General features: G+C 35.0%; 13 protein-coding genes and 1 pseudogene. 5 read left to right on the forward strand and 9 right to left on the reverse strand.

The features are described from left to right. Positions 1–157 precede the first annotated feature (157 nt). The 9 genes and pseudogenes from UtA1_RS14600 to UtA1_RS14635 all read right to left on the reverse strand — a co-directional run bounded on the left by UtA1_RS14600 (position 158) and on the right by UtA1_RS14635 (position 12,009). A complete protein-coding gene (locus UtA1_RS14600) occupies positions 158–1,186 on the reverse strand; it encodes a hypothetical protein (RefSeq protein WP_096551787.1) in 1,029 nt (342 codons plus the stop codon). 294 nt (positions 1,187–1,480) lie between these two features. Next, a complete protein-coding gene (istB, locus tag UtA1_RS14605) occupies positions 1,481–2,206 on the reverse strand; it encodes an IS21-like element helper ATPase IstB (protein ID WP_096551789.1) in 726 nt (241 codons plus the stop codon). Further along, positions 2,203–2,334 carry a hypothetical protein gene (locus UtA1_RS17860; RefSeq protein ID WP_269471049.1) on the reverse strand — a complete coding sequence of 44 codons (132 nt, stop codon included), beginning with the start codon at positions 2,332–2,334 and terminating at the stop codon, positions 2,203–2,205. The genes istB and UtA1_RS17860 overlap by 4 nt, the downstream gene beginning before the upstream one ends. Before the next feature lie 891 nt (positions 2,335–3,225). Beyond that, a complete protein-coding gene (locus tag UtA1_RS14610) occupies positions 3,226–4,092 on the reverse strand; it encodes an ATP-binding cassette domain-containing protein (RefSeq protein WP_096551793.1) in 867 nt (288 codons plus the stop codon). Positions 4,093–4,115: 23 nt separating this feature from the next. Continuing rightward, positions 4,116–5,672: a hypothetical protein gene (locus tag UtA1_RS14615; RefSeq protein ID WP_126434535.1), complete on the reverse strand. Its 1,557-nt coding sequence runs from the start codon at positions 5,670–5,672 to the stop codon at positions 4,116–4,118. A 144-nt stretch (positions 5,673–5,816) separates the two neighbouring features. Next, complete coding sequence (locus tag UtA1_RS14620) at positions 5,817–6,194, reverse strand: hypothetical protein (RefSeq protein ID WP_096551797.1); 378 nt, start codon at positions 6,192–6,194, stop codon at positions 5,817–5,819. A gap of 680 nt (positions 6,195–6,874) precedes the next feature. Next, on the reverse strand, positions 6,875–8,308 hold the full coding sequence (locus UtA1_RS14625) for a DDE-type integrase/transposase/recombinase (RefSeq protein WP_096549692.1): 1,434 nt from the start codon (positions 8,306–8,308) through the stop codon (positions 6,875–6,877). Positions 8,309–8,712: 404 nt separating this feature from the next. Then, positions 8,713–10,149: pseudogene (locus UtA1_RS14630) on the reverse strand (DDE-type integrase/transposase/recombinase). Between the two features lie 504 nt (positions 10,150–10,653). Then, on the reverse strand, positions 10,654–12,009 hold the full coding sequence (locus tag UtA1_RS14635; protein WP_096551704.1) for a transposase: 1,356 nt from the start codon (positions 12,007–12,009) through the stop codon (positions 10,654–10,656). A 300-nt stretch (positions 12,010–12,309) separates the two neighbouring features. Here UtA1_RS14635 and UtA1_RS14640 point away from each other — a divergent pair, with 300 nt between their 5' ends. The 5 genes from UtA1_RS14640 (at position 12,310) to UtA1_RS14660 (ending at position 17,922) form a co-directional block, all read left to right on the forward strand. Next, on the forward strand, positions 12,310–13,941 hold the full coding sequence (locus UtA1_RS14640; RefSeq protein WP_096551799.1) for a peptide ABC transporter substrate-binding protein: 1,632 nt from the start codon (positions 12,310–12,312) through the stop codon (positions 13,939–13,941). 127 nt (positions 13,942–14,068) lie between these two features. Continuing rightward, the gene (locus tag UtA1_RS14645) at positions 14,069–15,001 is read left to right on the forward strand and encodes an ABC transporter permease (protein WP_096551801.1); all 933 of its coding nucleotides are present in this window, start codon (positions 14,069–14,071) and stop codon (positions 14,999–15,001) included. A gap of 41 nt (positions 15,002–15,042) precedes the next feature. After that, positions 15,043–15,936 (forward strand): ABC transporter permease, encoded by an 894-nt coding sequence (locus UtA1_RS14650; protein ID WP_172597922.1) that lies wholly within the window; start codon positions 15,043–15,045, stop codon positions 15,934–15,936. Between the two features lie 14 nt (positions 15,937–15,950). Next, positions 15,951–17,003, forward strand: a complete 1,053-nt coding sequence (locus UtA1_RS14655) for an ABC transporter ATP-binding protein (protein WP_096551805.1) — start codon at positions 15,951–15,953, stop codon at positions 17,001–17,003. After that, entirely contained in the window at positions 16,996–17,922 is a 927-nt protein-coding gene (locus UtA1_RS14660; RefSeq protein WP_096551806.1) for an ABC transporter ATP-binding protein, read from the forward strand. Before UtA1_RS14655 ends, UtA1_RS14660 begins: the two co-directional genes overlap by 8 nt. Positions 17,923–17,966: the final 44 nt, after the last annotated feature.

Genomic DNA, 17,966 nt, shown 5'->3' on the forward strand with positions numbered 1-17,966 from the left:
ATTTACTTTTTCTAATTCTTAAAAATACATAACTAGCTATTATCAATATAATAATACCTATAATAATAACTATTGATTGAGTATCAAAAATAACAAAACTTGAATCTTTAAGTTCATACATAGTATTCACCAACTTGTTTTCTATTAAGGGGGTTACTTATCTCGGATTGTAAATTGCACTTGCAGGATCTAGCACAACGCCTTTCCCCTTTTGAACTATAACACCTACAGCTTCTAACTTTGCTCCTCGATCCTTATGTGGTGCACTAAAGTTCCCTAAAATAGTAGTACCAATGATTAGGTCCGTCTCAGCAATGTATTCAAATTCACCGCTTTGAACCCAACCTCCATTAGTTGTTTTTGTATATGGTGTAACCATACCATTTAAAGAATCAATCTTTGAAAAACCTATATTTGTAAACTGTAATGTTGCAGTAAATTTTGTACTTGAATGGCTAGGATTTCTGAACCCCATCATACCTACATTTAAAGCAAGTGTACTAATATTATCTTCATTAATATCTTGAGGTTCATAATGACTATCTTCGAATTCATACAAACCTCTCTTCAGAGTATAAACTAAGTCAGAACTATCAGCTTCTTGATATCCAACATCTTCAAGTCCAAGTTCTTCAAGCACTTCTCTCAGCGTAAAATTCTCATTATTCTTCATTTTTTTCTCTATTGTTTCATCTATTAATTCTATCTCTTCTTCAGTTGCAGCTCTTTTGATAGGTCCGAAATACTTTTCATATTGTCGAATTAGCTTCTGCTTTTCTACAATATCTAGATTTCCATTATTCAAATTAATATCTTGAGGTTCATAATGACTATCTTCGAATTCATACAAACCTCTCTTCAGAGTATAAACTAAGTCAGAACTATCAGCTTCTTGATATCCAACATCTTCAAGTCCAAGTTCTTCAAGCACTTCTCTCAGCGTAAAATTCTCATTATTCTTCATTTTTTTCTCTATTGTTTCATCTATTAATTCTATCTCTTCTTCAGTTGCAGCTCTTTTGATAGGTCCGAAATACTTTTCATATTGTCGAATTAGCTTCTGCTTTTCTACAATATCTAGATTTCCATTATTCAAACTACTAGCTCCAACATTTTGACCACCAAAAGAGAAAAGACTTAAAACCATAACTCCCACAATAGATACATATGCTAATAATTTCTTCATTAACCTAAGCCTCCTTAAGAATCAATAAATATAATATATATTTGGAAATTGCATTGCGTATATTGGATAGTTCCGAAATTTAAATGCGGTTTTCCGAATCCGAATCTGCAACATAGTTTTCTAAAAATAAATTTGTTTCAAGTATGAACCGATATTATCTACATAGTTCTACTTTTGAAAGGTAGAAATTTCTACCTATGCTAAGTAGAAAGATTAAACACATCGCTTCATATGTATTTTGCAATAGAAAAGTGCAGAAAAATGCAATCAAAAATGCAGAAGATTGCCACCCTTTTAATTCCTTTTTGACAATGCATGAGACAGTCTATAACTTTCACCGTGGAAAGATATAATATGTGCATGATGAATTAACCTATCAACTAAAGCTGCTGTTAAGCGAGAATCAATAAATATCCGATTCCACTGACTAAACTCTAAATTTGATGTAATAATTACACTCTTTTGCTCATAGAACTCAGATATGATTTGAAATAACAACTCGGCTCCTTCTTTACTAAATGGTAAGTAGCCCATTTCATCTAAAATCACTAAATCGACTTTCTCTAATCGTTTTCTAAACGATACTAATCGATTGGTTCGTAATGCTTGCTCTAATTCCTCTACTAAATGAGCGACTCGATAAAATCGAACTTCATAACCTAGTTCACATGCTTTTCTTCCTAAGCCGGTGGCTAGATGGGTTTTTCCTGTCCCTGGTGATCCGACTAAAACTACATTCTCTCGGTTCTCAATGAAGTTAAGACTACACAAATCTTCTTTCGTTAGATGGGGAGGGAACCGAATTTGTTCGGTCCACTCGTAATCCTGTAAACTTTTCTTATCCAGGAATCTGGCCTTTTTTATTAATCGAGTTGTCCTTGCTATTTCCCTTAATTTAATTTCTTCTTGAAGTAGCTGATACAAGAATTGTTCGGATGTTTCAAATGATATTTGATGATAAACATCTGCAACGTAAGCCAATCTCAATGATTTACAAAGCTCTTTAATGTCCTGTTTCATTGAGATACCTCCTCAGTAGGGGCCAATAAATCATACTTTTTCCAATCCACTTCATAAGGATTATTTTGACCAGCTAACTTTTCTTGTGCTATTAATTCATAAAACTCTTCATTTAGATTCCGCGTCACCACGGACACCCTTGCTCTTGGCTAACCTCTACTTCTGTCTTCGGGGTTCGGGACTTACACCCTATAGTTCATGTACATGCCGGGCACACCAAAGGGGGCGTTTCAAAATGACTTTTCAGACGCCCCCTTACTTATTAGAAATTAGCTTGAAGGAATCACTTTATTTGAACATCCTTTTTAGTAAAACAAAGTTAACCTTCATCAAATCATAAATTTTCTTTAGCAGATATTTTACAAGCTATAAAAACGAATAAAACACTAAGAATCACTAATAATGCTCTGTTTAACAAATAATAAGCAGGAGATATTGTGTAATAATAGTTTGAAGAATGGACACCTAATGAAAACCACTTAAACATCCTCGCTGAAGATAAAAAATCAAGCAATAAATAACTACCTACAACAAATAAAGCAGCATAACAATTTTTTGTTAACGTAATGAGGAATAGTAGAAGCGAAGTTAAAAATAGAATATTAGGTACAAATCTTAAACTTAAAACGATACTTAGTAAATCTAAAAAAGAAACAAATCGATAATAGAAGGTAGCCGTTATAAAATTGCTTAAAGAACAAATGAACACAAAATAACCCCATCTAAACAACATATTGTAATTAAATCTAGAAGCATTAAAGTAAATAATTAATTCATAGCGATTATTTATATAATCTTTTAGAAAAGCAAAAAAAACAATGAAAACAGATATCATTGGAAAAGTATAATCATATAAATTATCGAATCCGTACAACGAATAACCAGCTCGTATTGAGCTCAAGTAGTCTGTAGGGGCAGGTGAAAAAATTCCTATAACTAAAAATAATAAAGTAATATATAAAACACCTTTTCCTAATGTATGATTATAATCATAATAATTAACAAACTTTGATATCTGTTCAAATTTGGTTTTGAAAATAGATATATGCATTTTCTAAAGAAATCTCCTTTTCATCATGATGAATATCAGAGTCTCCAATATATTTAACTTTGATTAAATCATCAGAAATTCGTTTTTCCTCAATAATTTTGTATTCTTTTCTAAATGAAACTAACTCAGTAATAGGTATATTTTTTGTAGAAATAAAAGGCACACTAATATTTATAATTTCTTCAACAGTACCTTGGAATTTTATAGTGTGATCTTTTAATATTAAAATCTCATTACTATATAGTTCGACATCTTCAATGATATGCGTTGATATTAATGTAATTGCATCCAAACTAATTTCAGCAAGATAACTTCTGAATTCGATTCTTTGTTCCGGATCAAGCCCAACTGTTGGTTCATCAATAATGATTAAATCCGGTTTTCCGAGTACTGCTTGAGCAATTCCCAATCTTCTTTTATAACCTCCCGAATATGAGGAAAATCTTTTTTTAATGACATCACGAAGTCCAAATTTTGTAATGACTTCTTCAAGAGCTTGCTTTTTTGAGTTTTTGGGTAATTTTTTCACATCATAAACATAAGATAAAAAATCATATCCGCTGATATTTGGATAAATATCAAAATTTTGTGGTAAATACCCAACTTTATGAATAGGATATTTATCAACATTGACTAAATTAGTATCATTCAATATTATTGTTCCAGAATCTGGATTTTTTAAACCTACAATCACCTTCATTAACGTTGTTTTTCCAGCTCCGTTATTTCCTAATAATGCAATCACACCATTTTGACAAGTAAAAGAAACATTCTCTAATACTTTCTTTTTTCTATATGAGAAATTGATGCCTTCTACTGATAATTGGTTTGACATAATCTATCACCTTTTTTAATTTCTTAATTAAAAAATCGAACGAAAATGGTGTCTCCAGAAACTTTTACTAATGCTGAAGAATCTTCTAATGGCCATATCCCCATTACTACCCTTGAATAATTTTTATCAATAATTTTTTTCTTTACTTCATTAGGTACCTCTTCCCTTGTAGTAATGGACGATAATTGCATTTGAATTATCGATGGTTCATAACCAATAGGTATTACGTACTCAATTTCATTTTCATTCATGACTTTGTATTGTCCAGAAAAAAGAAACAAATCAGAAGCATTACCTCTAATGTTATATTTATCATCCGTTTCTTTAACTACCGCTAGATTGCTAAATATTGTTCCTTTTTTCTCTAATTCAACGTCAAAATAAATCTCTTTATTAGGATAATTAGATGTCTTAGGATACCAATAAAAACTATCTCCAGGTAGATTGACCGATAATGGTGAAACGTAAAATAGATGAAAACCTAAATCGTCAACAATATTTACTTTACCTTGATATGTAATTTTTAATATATGCTGTTGATCTTTTTTAAAGTCTCCTGTAATTTCTAATAAATCGTTTTCACGGGTAAAATCAAATCGAGTATTATCTATTTTGATTTCATTAATATCAAAAACTCGATCTAAAAATAATTGAATCGTATTCGTATCCTCATTAATTTTTATATTTAGTATGCTCTCGTTCGTTAATTTGTTTCCTAAATTTAATTTCATCTTATGGGAGAGAATTTGATATTCGTTTTGTAAAAACTCATTATATTGATGATGAACTTCTTTTTGGATAATGTAGTTATAAACTACAATCACTTGAGACAGTAAGATTATGAAAAGTAATCCAACATTTAATAGTTTTTTCTTTTTATTTACTATAATTCTTATCAATAAACCAATTAATAAAATGAATAAAACAACGAATAATTTATCTAATAAATAGGATATATTGAAAAGGACACCAGCCAAATCATTTGTTGAAAAAAATACCTCATCATCATAAATATTAAATAACCTTCCAAATGGTGAAGTTGGATGAATCATATATGGAATTCTAATTAAAAGAATAAATATCAAAATAGAGATTACAATTGCAAAATTATTTTTTACTGTAAGGCCTACACTAATTCCAATTACAGTAAATAGAATATTTGAAGAATAATAGATAATAAAAAAATGAATGATTCCTAGCCACAAATATTCGTTCATTGTAAAAGAATTTTTAAAAAAAAACATAATAGACACAGGAAATATTACAATTAAAGACATTAATATTAAATTTGCCATGCAGATTTTGCTTATAAATTTCCAAGAATCTTTTTCCAAAAAACTTATAATTTCCAATTGTTTTTGTGTGGTTATAGTAGAGGAAATTAAGAAAAAGAAGTTTAAGGTTATAAAGGTAAAATAACTAAATGTGGTAAATTGAAATATCGAAAAATTCAAAGTTTCACTTATACGTAATGTAAGTAAAATAGCTACTAACATTACAATAAAAAATAGAATATTCTTTATATTTAATTTTAAATAAAAAAAGGTTGATTGGTTTGGTAATAATTTAATATTACTCATATCTTATGGAAGTCCTTTCTACTTACAAGTATGGAGGTCCTTTTTATTTACAAGTGATATGTAAGTTGAATAGAGTAATGATAATTCATAACTCTATTCGCAAGGGTGTCTAAATTTTTAATTTTTAGATACCCCATTTGAAAATTAAGGATGAACTATAGAAACTTGAGCTTTTGCGGATGATGTAGAACCATTCCAGAGAACATAATAACTTTGATTAACACCACCGTTAGTAGCCTCTGCATTGAATTCTGCAGTAGAAGTATAAGGAGCTGTAACATCTACAGATTTTACATTTTGGTCAGGCCATAATACTCGGATTTTTTTTACAGTAGCGACGCCAGTTCCACTAATTCCTTTTGCTACTAATTTATGTGTTCCACTTCCTAAATAAACTTCTGAAGATTTTGCAGATGTTCCTGTAAGAGTTTCAGGTCCCAGTGTTCCTGCAAATGCCCCTGTTGATGTTAATAAGACTGCTGTAGCGAAACCGATTGCAAATAGTTTTTTGAATGATTTCATGATTTTGGCCTCCCTATTCTTTTAATTTATTTAACGGTACCGTCAAAGTAAAAAATAACAATTTATACCTTTTTTGTAAATAATTAACTTGTATTATTTAGAAAACGATACATTCCTCCTATATAATAGAATTTCAGAACCATTTTTCTACAAAACTGTTTGTATTCGGATGAACTTAGTTAAAAGTTGGAGTTATATTTCAGTATCATATAAAAGTATAATAGCCAGAATATTTAAGAATAAGTTCTCTTTTGTAATGACGTATAATAAATGTCTTGAATTTTTCAATCGATATTTTAGAGCTTTCTACTCGTACAATTGGAGGACAGGTACATTGACAGCATTTCTTTTACTAGAGGAGTTGATTGAGGCTCAAAAGGATCCTATTAGTGTATGGACTATTTATTCAAGTGGTGATAGTACATTTTTATAGGTAGTGTCAAAAGTTCTATGAAAAACTAGCACGGTTCATACTACCTACCATTTATTAGGTGGAAATGCCACGCTATCGCTCTTGACAAACACACCAATGGTTTATTCAGAGGTCAATCAAGGGCGAAGGGAACAAAAGAAGGCATGCTAAATAAACCCTTGACTTTTTCCATTTTAAACCATTGGTAAGTTCGGTTTGTCAAGAGTTCGCTTCGCCGATAGCTGAATAGGGCTCAGCTAAACAAAAGTTAGGCTGACTGTTGTTGAATCCAGTCTTGAGCTAGCCTAATAAGGGCTGTCCATCTCGCTGGCATGGTTGGTAGCTTTTCTAATTCTGGAATTGTTACTGGCACTTTACCTTCAAGTGAAGAATGTGGGCGCAAGAAGTTAAAGTAAGCCACAAACAATGTCACAAAAGAAACAGAACCTTGTTCAGAACCAAAGCCGTGTGTCGATCGATAATTTCCTTTAAACGTGCGATTTAGTCTCTCGATGATTTGCTTGAGAGGTCGATACTCTCTGGAGACATCATCTTCATTTGTTAGCCCGATGACCTGTTTTACGTCAAACGATATGTGGTTTTCTGCGAAGAAATGCTGTGCCAACAAGTAAATAGGGTTACCATCTACTACAAATTGTAGGTTTTCGGGTATTTCTTTCAGCTTCACTAGTACTTCATCAATCGCTCGTATTGCTGTTGCGGTGTCGCGATTTGGTGACACTGGATACGAAAGAATGACTTTCTTGACCGCATCAAAAAAGAAAAACAGATAATGCCAACGACCGTTGACCCGGATGTACGTTTCATCCCCACAGAATTGATCCGACAGCTCATACGGAAAGTAGTCAATATAAGGCTTGAGCCATAATGCGACGCTGTTTTCGTAGTTTAGGATACTTTGATGGGAGACAGACACGCCGTGAATATCCTTCATGATCGCTGCCGTTTTACGGGCCGATAATCCGTAATTGACATGGTACGTCAAGATGAGCCCAAGTGTATGCGGTGAAACATACAATCTTGATAAATCGACTTTTGGCTGCTTTGGTGATTGTTTGGATAACGGTTGATAGTCGATGTGGAACTTCCGGTAAATGTAGCGAACTTTCAGCGATTGTGGATCTTCTTTAAACTGTTTTTTCTCTTTTTTAGTCATGGCGCTCAAGTTTTTTTGATAATAGGTACACATATCATTTTTGCACTTAAACACGTGAAAATCTTTTCGTTCTTTAATTTTTTCAAGCGTTTTAAGGCAGTGAGGACACTTAAGAATGGCCTCTTTCTGATAACGACTTTTTTTATTGAAAACACACGCACACACCTTACACTGATATTGTCCTTTTCCTCCGTTATTTGCGTACAAATACGCAGAAGGAGCACCACACTTCGGACAACATAAGGTAGACGGTACGGGCGTAGAATTGGCTCGACGGCGTACTGGTTTTAACGGTTTTCCTTTGGATTGAAGATATTCCGTTAATAAAAGCTGATAATCGAGCTTTTCTACCTTTTCAATGATAGGTAAATCATCAATTTGAAGCTTTCGATAAGGCTGATTAACAGGAGCTTCTTTGGGTTTATCGAACATGCTTCTTCCAATTAGTAGGGTAAGTAGAGTTCGAATAATTTGTTCTTGAAAGTTTATAAAAGTAAGTAAATAGGTTATAATTTGAGGTAACAACTTGCCACTTCTCCTTTCTAGGGATTTTGTGTTGGTGTGGTTACCTCACTAATACCCTAGAATTTAGGGGGTGGCAAGTTTTTTGCTTATAAAGCCCTCTAATATAGGATTCTATAACCTATTTCTATATAAAGTTTTGACAATACGCATATGGTGGTAGTGTCAAAAAATCTATGAAAACTTAGTTTTGGAGGGATGTGATCTAGCGAAACTAGAGGAAATGCCGCCGCAATCGCTCTTGACAAACACGTCAATGGTTTGATTTCGAACCAACAAGGGCGAAGGGAACAAAAAGAAGGCACACCAAAGAAGCCCTTGCCAATTCCCATTTTAAACCATTGACTGGTTCGGTTTGTCAAGAGTTCGCTTCGCCGATGCTGGTAAGGGCTCTGCTAAACAAAAAGTTAGGCAGTTTGCTCTACTAGCCATTGTTGAGCTAAACCAATCAGTTTTGTCCAACGTGCAGGCATATTCGGCAGTCCTTTTAGCTCTGGAATAACTACAGGCACTTTGCCTTCCAGGGCTGAATGTGGCCGCAAGAAGTTAAAATAAGCCACAAACAAAGTCACATAAGAAACGGATCCGTGATCGGATCCAAATCCGTGTGTCGATCTGTAATTGCCCTTAAATGTTCGATTCAGTCTTTCAATAATTTGTTTTAGCGGTCTGTATTCCGTTGAAACCTGGTCTTCGTTGGTTAGTCCAATGACCTGCTTCACATCAAACGTAATACCGTGCTGGGCAAAAAAGTGTTGTGCTAAAAGGTAAATCGGATTGCCATCTACGACAAAGGTGAGGTCTTCCGGGATCTCTTTCATCTTCTATAAGGCCTCATCAATCGCACGAATGGCTGATACCGTATCACGATTTGGAGAAACAGGGTAGGACAGAATAATTTTCTTTACCGCATCAAAAAAGAAAAAAAGATAATGCCAACGACCATTCACCTTAATGTATGTTTCGTCTCCGCAGAATTGATCAGAAAGCTCGTAAGGATAATGATCCACATAAGGTTTGAGAAGAAGTGCTACGCTGTTTTCGTAATTCAATATACTCTGGTGAGAGATGGGTACGCCATGAACATCCTTCATCAGTGCAGCTGTTTTCCGAGCCGATAAGCCATAGTTTACATGGTAGGTTAAAATGAGCCCCAATGTGTGCGGTGACACATGAAGCCTGGACAAATCCACTTTTGGCTTCTTAGGTGAATGTTTGGCTAACGGCTGATAATCAATTTGAAACTGACGGAATATGTATCGAACTTTAAAAGACGGAGGATCCTTTTCGAACTGCTTTTTCTCTTTTTTAGACATTCCTTGCAGTTTCTTTTTGTAATACGGACAGTCATTGTTTTTGCACTTAAATACGAGAAAATCTTTTCTTTCCTTGATCTTCTCGAGTGTTTTCGAACAGTGTGGACATTTTAGTATAGCCTCCTTGGCATATTGATTCTTTTTATTAAACAGACACGCACACACCTTGCATTGATACTGTCCTTTACCTCCGTTATTGGCATAAAGATAATCTGACGGAGCACCACACCTTGGACATTTCATGGATGAAGGTACTTTACCTTTTGAATTGGAACGCCTCTGAACAGGTTTGAGAGGTTTCCCGTTCTTCTCCAAATATTCTTTGAGAAGAATTTGATAATCGAGCTTTTGTAGAGTTTCAATGATTGGCAGCTCATCCACCTGGAGTTTTTGATAAGGCTTATTGACAGGCTTTTCAGTTGGCTTATCAAACATGTTTTTTCCAATCAGAAGGGTAAGTAATGTTCGAATCATTTGATCTTGGTACTTGATATATTCAAGCAAATAGGTTAATAATTGAGGTAACAACTTGTCACTTCCTTTATTAGGGATTTTTGAGTGTGTGGTTACCTCATAAATACCCTAATTTTAAGGGGGTGGCAAGTTTTTTTTATATAAAACTAGTTATATCAACAAAAACGTAAGTTTTATTAAGTAATTTTTGACAATACGTTTTTATAAAAGGTGGGGTATTTATGAAAAATGTTAATATAACTATTTATAATACTAAGTATTTTAATACTTTTATCCTCATGCATGTTATCGAATTCAATTAAAAATGCAGATATCCAAGTTAATAATCATGTTCCATCCTCATTAGATTCTTATGGATATGAGTTAATTGTGAATGACGGTTGGCTTGTGCGAAAGTTGAGTAACTAATTATCTCCCTATCCAAATCAATAGAGAAATCCCTCTGAATGTTATGTCATATCAAACTATCAAACTTTAATAGTTGAATCAATTTCATAAATCATAGTATTTCTGAAGTATAGAGTACCCCTATACTAAAAACTTTGTTTTTTTTTAAAATTATGCAACTTGGTTTTGTTGCTGTAATAAAGCATTGATTCGATCAACTGCTAGTTTGCAGGTATTATAAATTAACGTCACCAGATTGAAATGCATTTTTGCTTTCTTTCCTGTACGATGACGGACATTGTTTAATTGAAAGTATTCCTTTAAATAAGCGTTAACGCGTTCGACTGCTGTACGTTCTTGATAAAGCAGTTTCCATCGTTCTGTCCCACGTGCTGGATAGGTAAATTTACGGATATCTATATCACATTTGATTTTGAAAACTTTTTGGCAAAGGGTGTCTTCTCGTAATGGGCAAGTTGCACATTCCTTTGGACGTGTGAATTTTAATGTATTGTACTTAGCGTCAAAGCTGTCATATTGGTAACTATGTTCACGCACACAGGTTGGACGAAAATGTTCATCGAATCCTATATATTCTCCTTCTCGGCGAACGTTGTAAGGAATCACGACTCGCATGGACTGTGATACGGCTTGACGGTAAATAGGTTCAACATCATAACCAGCATCAAATATAGCTATTGTAAATTGACCGTTTCCTAAGTGATGAAGTTTTTTCAATAACGGAATCGCAGCTTTACAATCACTTAAATTACCTGAGGACATCAAGCGCGTGATGATATATTGACTTTTCGTCGAAACAGCTAAATGGGCTTTATAACCAAACCAAAATGTATTTTTTCCTTTACTATTCTTTTTCACACCCCATTTTGGCTCAATCGGTACATCCTTCCAAAGGGTTTCTAATGGGATATCCAGCTGTTCTTTCAGTTCTTTTTCATAGGTTGATTGATTTCCTTTTTTCTCTACTTGTTCGGCTAACCAAACAGCTCGTTCAGCTTTCGTTTTACGACCACGTTTTTTAGGAGTTTTAGGTGCTTTCTTTTCTGATGGTGTGAAAGCATCACGAGCTTCAAAGTGACTCGCATCGATGGCGACATGTTCATCATTTAGAAAGCCTTCCAACATCGCTGTTTTGATGAGTGTATCGTTCATTTTATCTAGCACATCTGATTCACTAATGACTTGAATCATGCGTGAATAAGAGCTTTCAGATGGTACGACATCAGACACAAGGAATCCACAGTCGAAACGAAATAAAGGATCATGAACCAAACGTTTGACTAAATCCTTGATAGTTGGAATACGTTCGACAATACGTATAATCAGCGATTGAATCATTGCACCATAATTCAATTCACGTGGTGCACCTTTCAATGTCTTTTTAGAAAACAATTGAAATATAGGCTGAATGTCGATTGCACTAAAAATGGCATCATAACGATGGGAACTTTCCATTTCTAATAATTGATGGATGTCAAAAAGAGAAATTTGTTTTACAATAGTCATAGGGTACTCACCTCTTTCGTATGGTTTGTTTGGTTACCTACCATTATAACGAAATTTGGGGAGGTACCCATTTTTTATTGTCTTGAATCCCTTGAAAATCAAGGGGTGAGAATTATGAAATTAACTCAGTTGAAAATATTTTTTAAAAAATAGATATTTTCAAATCTTCCAGAGAATTAAAAAAGTATTTATTTTAACAAAAAAGTTTGATATTATGATTATCGAGCACGCAAATTTCAGAAAAATGGCACATCCGCGTTTTTTCTGAAAATTTTTAAAATGCTTAATGGAGGGGAAAAAATGAAAAAGAAGTTTTGGCTCTTATTAGCAGCACTATTCACACTTACTTTAGTGCTAAGTGCCTGCAGCGGCAGCAAAGAAGAAAACAAAAACGAAGGTGAAGGAAAAGAAACTTCTCGTTCAAAAGAACTTAATTTAGTCATCGCTTCTGAGCCTTTTTCCTTACATCCAGGTCTTGCAACAGATTCTACTTCTAGTGCAATTCTAAATAACGTTTTTGAAGGTTTAACAACTCGCAAAGGTTCTGAAGTTGTGAATGCGGCAGCAGAAGACATTTCCATCAGCGATGACCAAATAACTTACACAATCAAATTACGCGATGCAAAATGGTCAAACGGAGATCCTGTAACAGCATATGACTTTGAATACGCTTGGAAGTGGGTATTAAATCCTGAAAACGCTTCCGAATATGCTTCTATGCTTTACCCAATCAAAAACGCAGAAGCTTACAACAAAGGTAAAGCGAAAGTTGAAGATGTTGGTATTAAAGTAGAAGACGATAAAACTATCGTTGTTACATTGGAACAACCAACACCTTATTTCTTAGAAATGTTAGCATTTAAAACATACTTCCCAGTTAATAAAAATGTAGCTGAGAAAAATCCAAAATGGTACACAGAAGCTGGAGAAGATTATGTAACAAACGGTCCATTCTTGCTTGATTCTTGGAATCATAACAAAGATATCACATTGAAGAAAAACCCTACTTACTGGGATGCTGATAATGTAGCACTTGAAAAAGTAAATATTACAATGGTTGAATCTGAACAAACAGCAACAACTATGTTTGATAATGGCGAAATTGACTTCTTAGGTTCTCCATTCCAAACAGTAGCTTTAGATGCAATTGACCAATACAAATCAGAAGGTATTTTAAAAATCAAAGACTATGCAGCCATCTATGTATACAAATTTAATACAACAGATGAAATTCTTAAAAACAAAAATATCCGTCGTGCATTAGCACTTGCAATTGACCGTCAATCATTGATTGACAACATTACAAAAGGTGAACAAAAACCTGCATTAGGTATGGTTCCTGTAGCGATTAAAGGCTTTGAAGAAGATCGCGGCTACTTCAAAGACAATGATGTAGAAGAAGCGAAAAAAGCTCTTGAACAAGGTATGAAAGAGCTAGGAATCAGCAAACCTGAAGATATCAATATCACAATTTCATTTAACACGAGTGAAGCTCACGCAGCAATCGCTCAGTTCATTCAAGAAAATTGGCGTAAAAACTTAGGCATCAATGCAACTCTTGACAACTCTGAATGGCAAGTTTACTTAGACAAATTGTCAAATTTAGATTACCAAGTTGGACGTTTAGGTTGGATTGCAGACTACAACGATGCTTATACATTCCTAGAACAATATGATTCTGCTCAAAACGGTAACAACGATACAGGTTGGGAAAACCCAGAATATACAAGACTATTAAGAGAATCTAACAAAGAAACTGATCCAGAAAAACGTTTAGAATTATTAAAACAAGCAGAAGCGATCATTATTGAAGAAATGCCGGTTGCACCAATTTACTACTACACTAACCTAAGTGTTGCTAAAGACTATGTGAAAAACATGGAGACAGATATTTTAGGTAATATTTACTTAAAATATGTAGATGTTGAATAATAAATTGGTGTAATTAAATTCTAGGTTCATAGTTGTAAAGGCTGCTGAAATCGATTGTATTGATTCATAGCAGCCTTTCACTATTTTTTAGGACTATACAGAATTTTTAGATAAAGGAGGGAGCACTTTGCTGAAGTACATTCTCAAAAGAATTGTTCTTATGTTCATTGCGTTATTAATTATCATCACGGCAACCTTTTTCTTAATGAAGGCTGCACCTGGTAATCCTTTTGCAAGTGAAAAGGATTTTCCACCTGAAATTGAAGCAAATTTAAGAGCGAAATATGGATTAGATAATCCTTGGTATATTCAATATAAGGATTATTTACTCAATACGTTGACGTTTGACTTTGGCGAGTCCATGAAATATAAAAACCGCTCCACGAACGATATTATTGCCGATGGGTTCCCGGTTTCGTTATCTCTTGGACTTGAAGCCATGTTTTTAGCGGTTGGAATCGGTGTATTACTTGGCATCATTGCGGCCCTTTACCATAACCGCGTGATTGATTATTTTGCAACGACCATCGCGGTTTTGGGCATTTCAATCCCCTCATTCGTTATGGCCGGATTAATGCAATACTTCATCTCTTTAAAATTGGGCCTATTCCCTGTTGCCGGGTGGAACGGCTTTAAATACTCAGTTCTGCCAGCGTTGGCAATCGCTTTGACACATGCGGGGTATATCGCAAAATTGGTCCGTTCCAGCATGTTGGAACAAAACAACAGTGAATATGTGAAATTAGCCCGTGCCAAAGGGCTTGGCAAATGGACAATCACTTTTAAGCATACTTTGCGTAATGCATTAATGCCGGTTATTACTTATTTAGGGCCTTTAACAGCCGGTGTTGTAACAGGAAGTTTTGTTATAGAGCAAATTTTTGCCATTCCTGGATTAGGTAGACATTTCGTTCAAAGTATCACAAACCGTGATTATACAGTCATTATGGGAACAACCGTATTCTATGCAATTATTTTAATGCTCGCTGTATTAATCGTAGACATCTTATATACTATCATTGACCCGCGCATTAAATTGAAAGGAGGAGCAAAGAAATAATGGTAAAACAGCATGAAACGACCAACAATTTAACTCCTGAAATGTTTACAGTAGTCGGACCGCGGTTGGAAGAAGGCGATAAATTGGCAAAAAAGCCTGTATCTTTCTGGAAAGAAGTATTCCTCCGCTTTAACCAAAATAAATTGGCGGTTACAGGTGTTATCATTTTATTCCTCATTACACTGTTTGCGATATTTGTTCCTGAACTGTCGCAATACAGTTATCGCGATCAATTAGGTGTTTATAATGCAGCTCCTTCAAAGGAACATTGGTTTGGAACAGATGATTTAGGGCGGGATATTTTTGTTCGTGTATGGTTTGGTGCCCGCATTTCATTATTTATCGGTATCACAGCTGCCATTATTGATTTAATCATTGGCGTTTTATGGGGAAGCATTTCTGGACTTATTGGCGGACGTGTAGATGATATTATGATGCGGATTGTCGATATTTTATCTGCCATCCCTTATCTTTTAGTGGTAATCATTTTATTGGTAGTAATGGAACAAGGTCTTTTACCGATGATTATCGCTTTATCGATTACCGGTTGGATCAACATGGCACGGATTGTCCGCGGTGAAGTGTTATCCATTAAAAACCGTGAATTCGTACTAGCATCGAGAACTCTTGGCGCAAGAAATTGGCATTTAATTATCCGCCACATTATCCCAAATGCTTTAGGTGCAATTCTTGTAACGATGACATTAACAATTCCAAGCGCCATCTTCACAGAATCGTTCTTAAGCTTTTTAGGTTTAGGAGTAAACCAACCAGTTGCCAGCTGGGGAACAATGGCATCAGAAGGTATGGGCGGTTTACGTGTAGCCCCTTGGCGTTTATTCTTCCCTGCTTTCTTAATTTCTTTAACAATCTTTGCTTTTAATGCCGTTGGTGATGGTTTGCGCGATGCACTTGATCCAAAATTACGCAAATAGAAAGGGGTGGAAGCATGAATAAACCATTACTCGAAGTCAAAAATTTAAAAATCAACTTCAAAACATATGCAGGTCTTGTTCAAGCAGTACGTGGCGTTGATTTTACATTATATGAAGGGGAAACTTTGGCAATTGTTGGCGAATCCGGTTCGGGTAAAAGTGTGACAACCAATGCCATTATGAAATTGATTCCGCAGCCACCAGGAATATATGCGGATGGTCAAATCTTATTGGAAGGAAAAGATTTAATTCCCCTTTCCGATAAAGAAATGTCCAAAATTCGTGGCAATGAGATTGCGATGATTTTCCAAGATCCAATGACTGCTTTAAACCCAACTATCCGTGTTGGAAAACAAATTATGGAAGTAATTTTAAAACATAAAAAAGTTTCAAAGCAAGAAGCAAAAGAAAGAGCAATTGAATTGCTTCGCCAAGTCGGCATTCCAATGCCAGAAAAACGGTTCAGCCAATATCCACATGAATTTAGTGGCGGTATGAGACAGCGTGTTGTTATCGCCATTGCGCTTGCGGCTGATCCGAAATTATTGATTGCCGATGAACCGACAACAGCCCTTGACGTGACGATTCAAGCGCAAATATTGGAATTATTAAAGGAACTTCAAAAAAAACATAAAACATCTATTATTTTTATTACCCATGATTTAGGGGTTGTAGCAAATGTCGCCGATCGGGTGGCGGTTATGTATGCAGGACAAATTGTGGAATACGGAACGGTCAACGATATTTTCTACAATCCAAAACATCCATACACTTGGGGACTTCTTGGCTCCATGCCTGATCTAAATAACAAAAGTGATGAAAGATTGTATGCGATTCCAGGTTCTCCACCGGATTTGACTAATCCGCCAAAAGGTGATGCCTTTGCACCTCGGAACAAATATGCATTGGCCATCGATTTTGAAAAAGAACCTCCAATGTTTAAAGTATCCGATACACATTATGCTAAAACATGGCTATTGCATGAATATGCACCGAAAATCGACATTCCTGAGCCAATCGTAAGAAGAATGGAAAGATATAAGAAGGAGGCTGGATTAGGTGAATAAAGAGAATAAAATTTTGGAAGTAAAAAACTTAACTCAATATTTCGGCTCTCCTTCCAATCCAATAAAAGCTGTTGACGGCATTAGTTTTCATATTTTTGAAGGTGAAACATTAGGCCTCGTTGGTGAATCTGGCTGCGGTAAATCCACTACAGGCCGCTCCATTATCGGACTCTATAACATTACTGGCGGCGAAGTGATTTTCAAAGGAAAAAATGTTCATCAAATCAAATCGAAAAAAGAACAAAAGCAATTAAAACGGGAAATACAAATGATTTTCCAAGACCCATATGCTTCACTGAACCCGCGGATGACAGCTGGTGAAATCATCAGCGAAGGATTTGATATCCACGGCCTATATAAAAACAAAGCAGAACGTCAAGAAAAGATTATTTCTTTATTGGAAGCAGTTGGCTTAAATCGTGAACATATGACACGATATCCACATGAATTTTCCGGTGGCCAAAGACAACGAATCGGAATTGCTAGAGCGTTAAGTTTAGATCCAAGCTTCATTATCGCCGATGAGCCGATTTCCGCTCTCGACGTTTCCATTCAAGCGCAAGTAGTCAATTTGCTAAAAGATCTGCAAAAGGAACGAAATTTGACTTATTTATTTATTGCCCATGATTTATCGATGGTTAAATATATCAGCGATCGGATTGCGGTTATGTATCGGGGAAAAATTATGGAGTTGGGCGATGCAGACGAAATTTACAACAACCCAATTCATCCATATACAAAATCTTTATTATCCGCTGTTCCTCTTCCAGATCCGATTTTGGAAAGAAAACGGAAACGAATTCCTTATGTCCATGAAGAAACACCGGATACAGCTAAAATGCATGAGCCATTGCCAAATCATTTTGTTTACGGTACGGATGAACAAGTCAATAAATGGGTAAAACAAGCAAAGCTGTAGGGCTTAGTGTAAAAAAGGCTTAAGGGGCCCTAAATCCCCTTAGG

This window comes from Ureibacillus thermosphaericus (genome assembly GCF_002370195.2).
GTDB lineage: Bacteria > Bacillota > Bacilli > Bacillales_A > Planococcaceae > Ureibacillus > Ureibacillus thermosphaericus.

Excerpts from the sequence above, each read along its gene's own strand:
- UtA1_RS14650 (WP_172597922.1), top strand. The coding sequence starts at position 15,043 with ATGTTTACAGTAGTCGGACCGCGGTTGGAAGAAGGCGATAAATTGGCA.
- UtA1_RS14635 (WP_096551704.1), bottom strand. The coding sequence starts at position 12,009 with ATGACTATTGTAAAACAAATTTCTCTTTTTGACATCCATCAATTATTA.
- UtA1_RS14610 (WP_096551793.1), bottom strand. The coding sequence starts at position 4,092 with ATGTCAAACCAATTATCAGTAGAAGGCATCAATTTCTCATATAGAAAA.
- UtA1_RS14620 (WP_096551797.1), bottom strand. The coding sequence starts at position 6,194 with ATGAAATCATTCAAAAAACTATTTGCAATCGGTTTCGCTACAGCAGTC.
- UtA1_RS14600 (WP_096551787.1), bottom strand. The coding sequence starts at position 1,186 with ATGAAGAAATTATTAGCATATGTATCTATTGTGGGAGTTATGGTTTTA.
- UtA1_RS14655 (WP_096551805.1), top strand. The coding sequence starts at position 15,951 with ATGAATAAACCATTACTCGAAGTCAAAAATTTAAAAATCAACTTCAAA.
- istB (WP_096551789.1), bottom strand. The coding sequence starts at position 2,206 with ATGAAACAGGACATTAAAGAGCTTTGTAAATCATTGAGATTGGCTTAC.
- UtA1_RS14615 (WP_126434535.1), bottom strand. The coding sequence starts at position 5,672 with ATGAGTAATATTAAATTATTACCAAACCAATCAACCTTTTTTTATTTA.
- UtA1_RS14640 (WP_096551799.1), top strand. The coding sequence starts at position 12,310 with ATGAAAAAGAAGTTTTGGCTCTTATTAGCAGCACTATTCACACTTACT.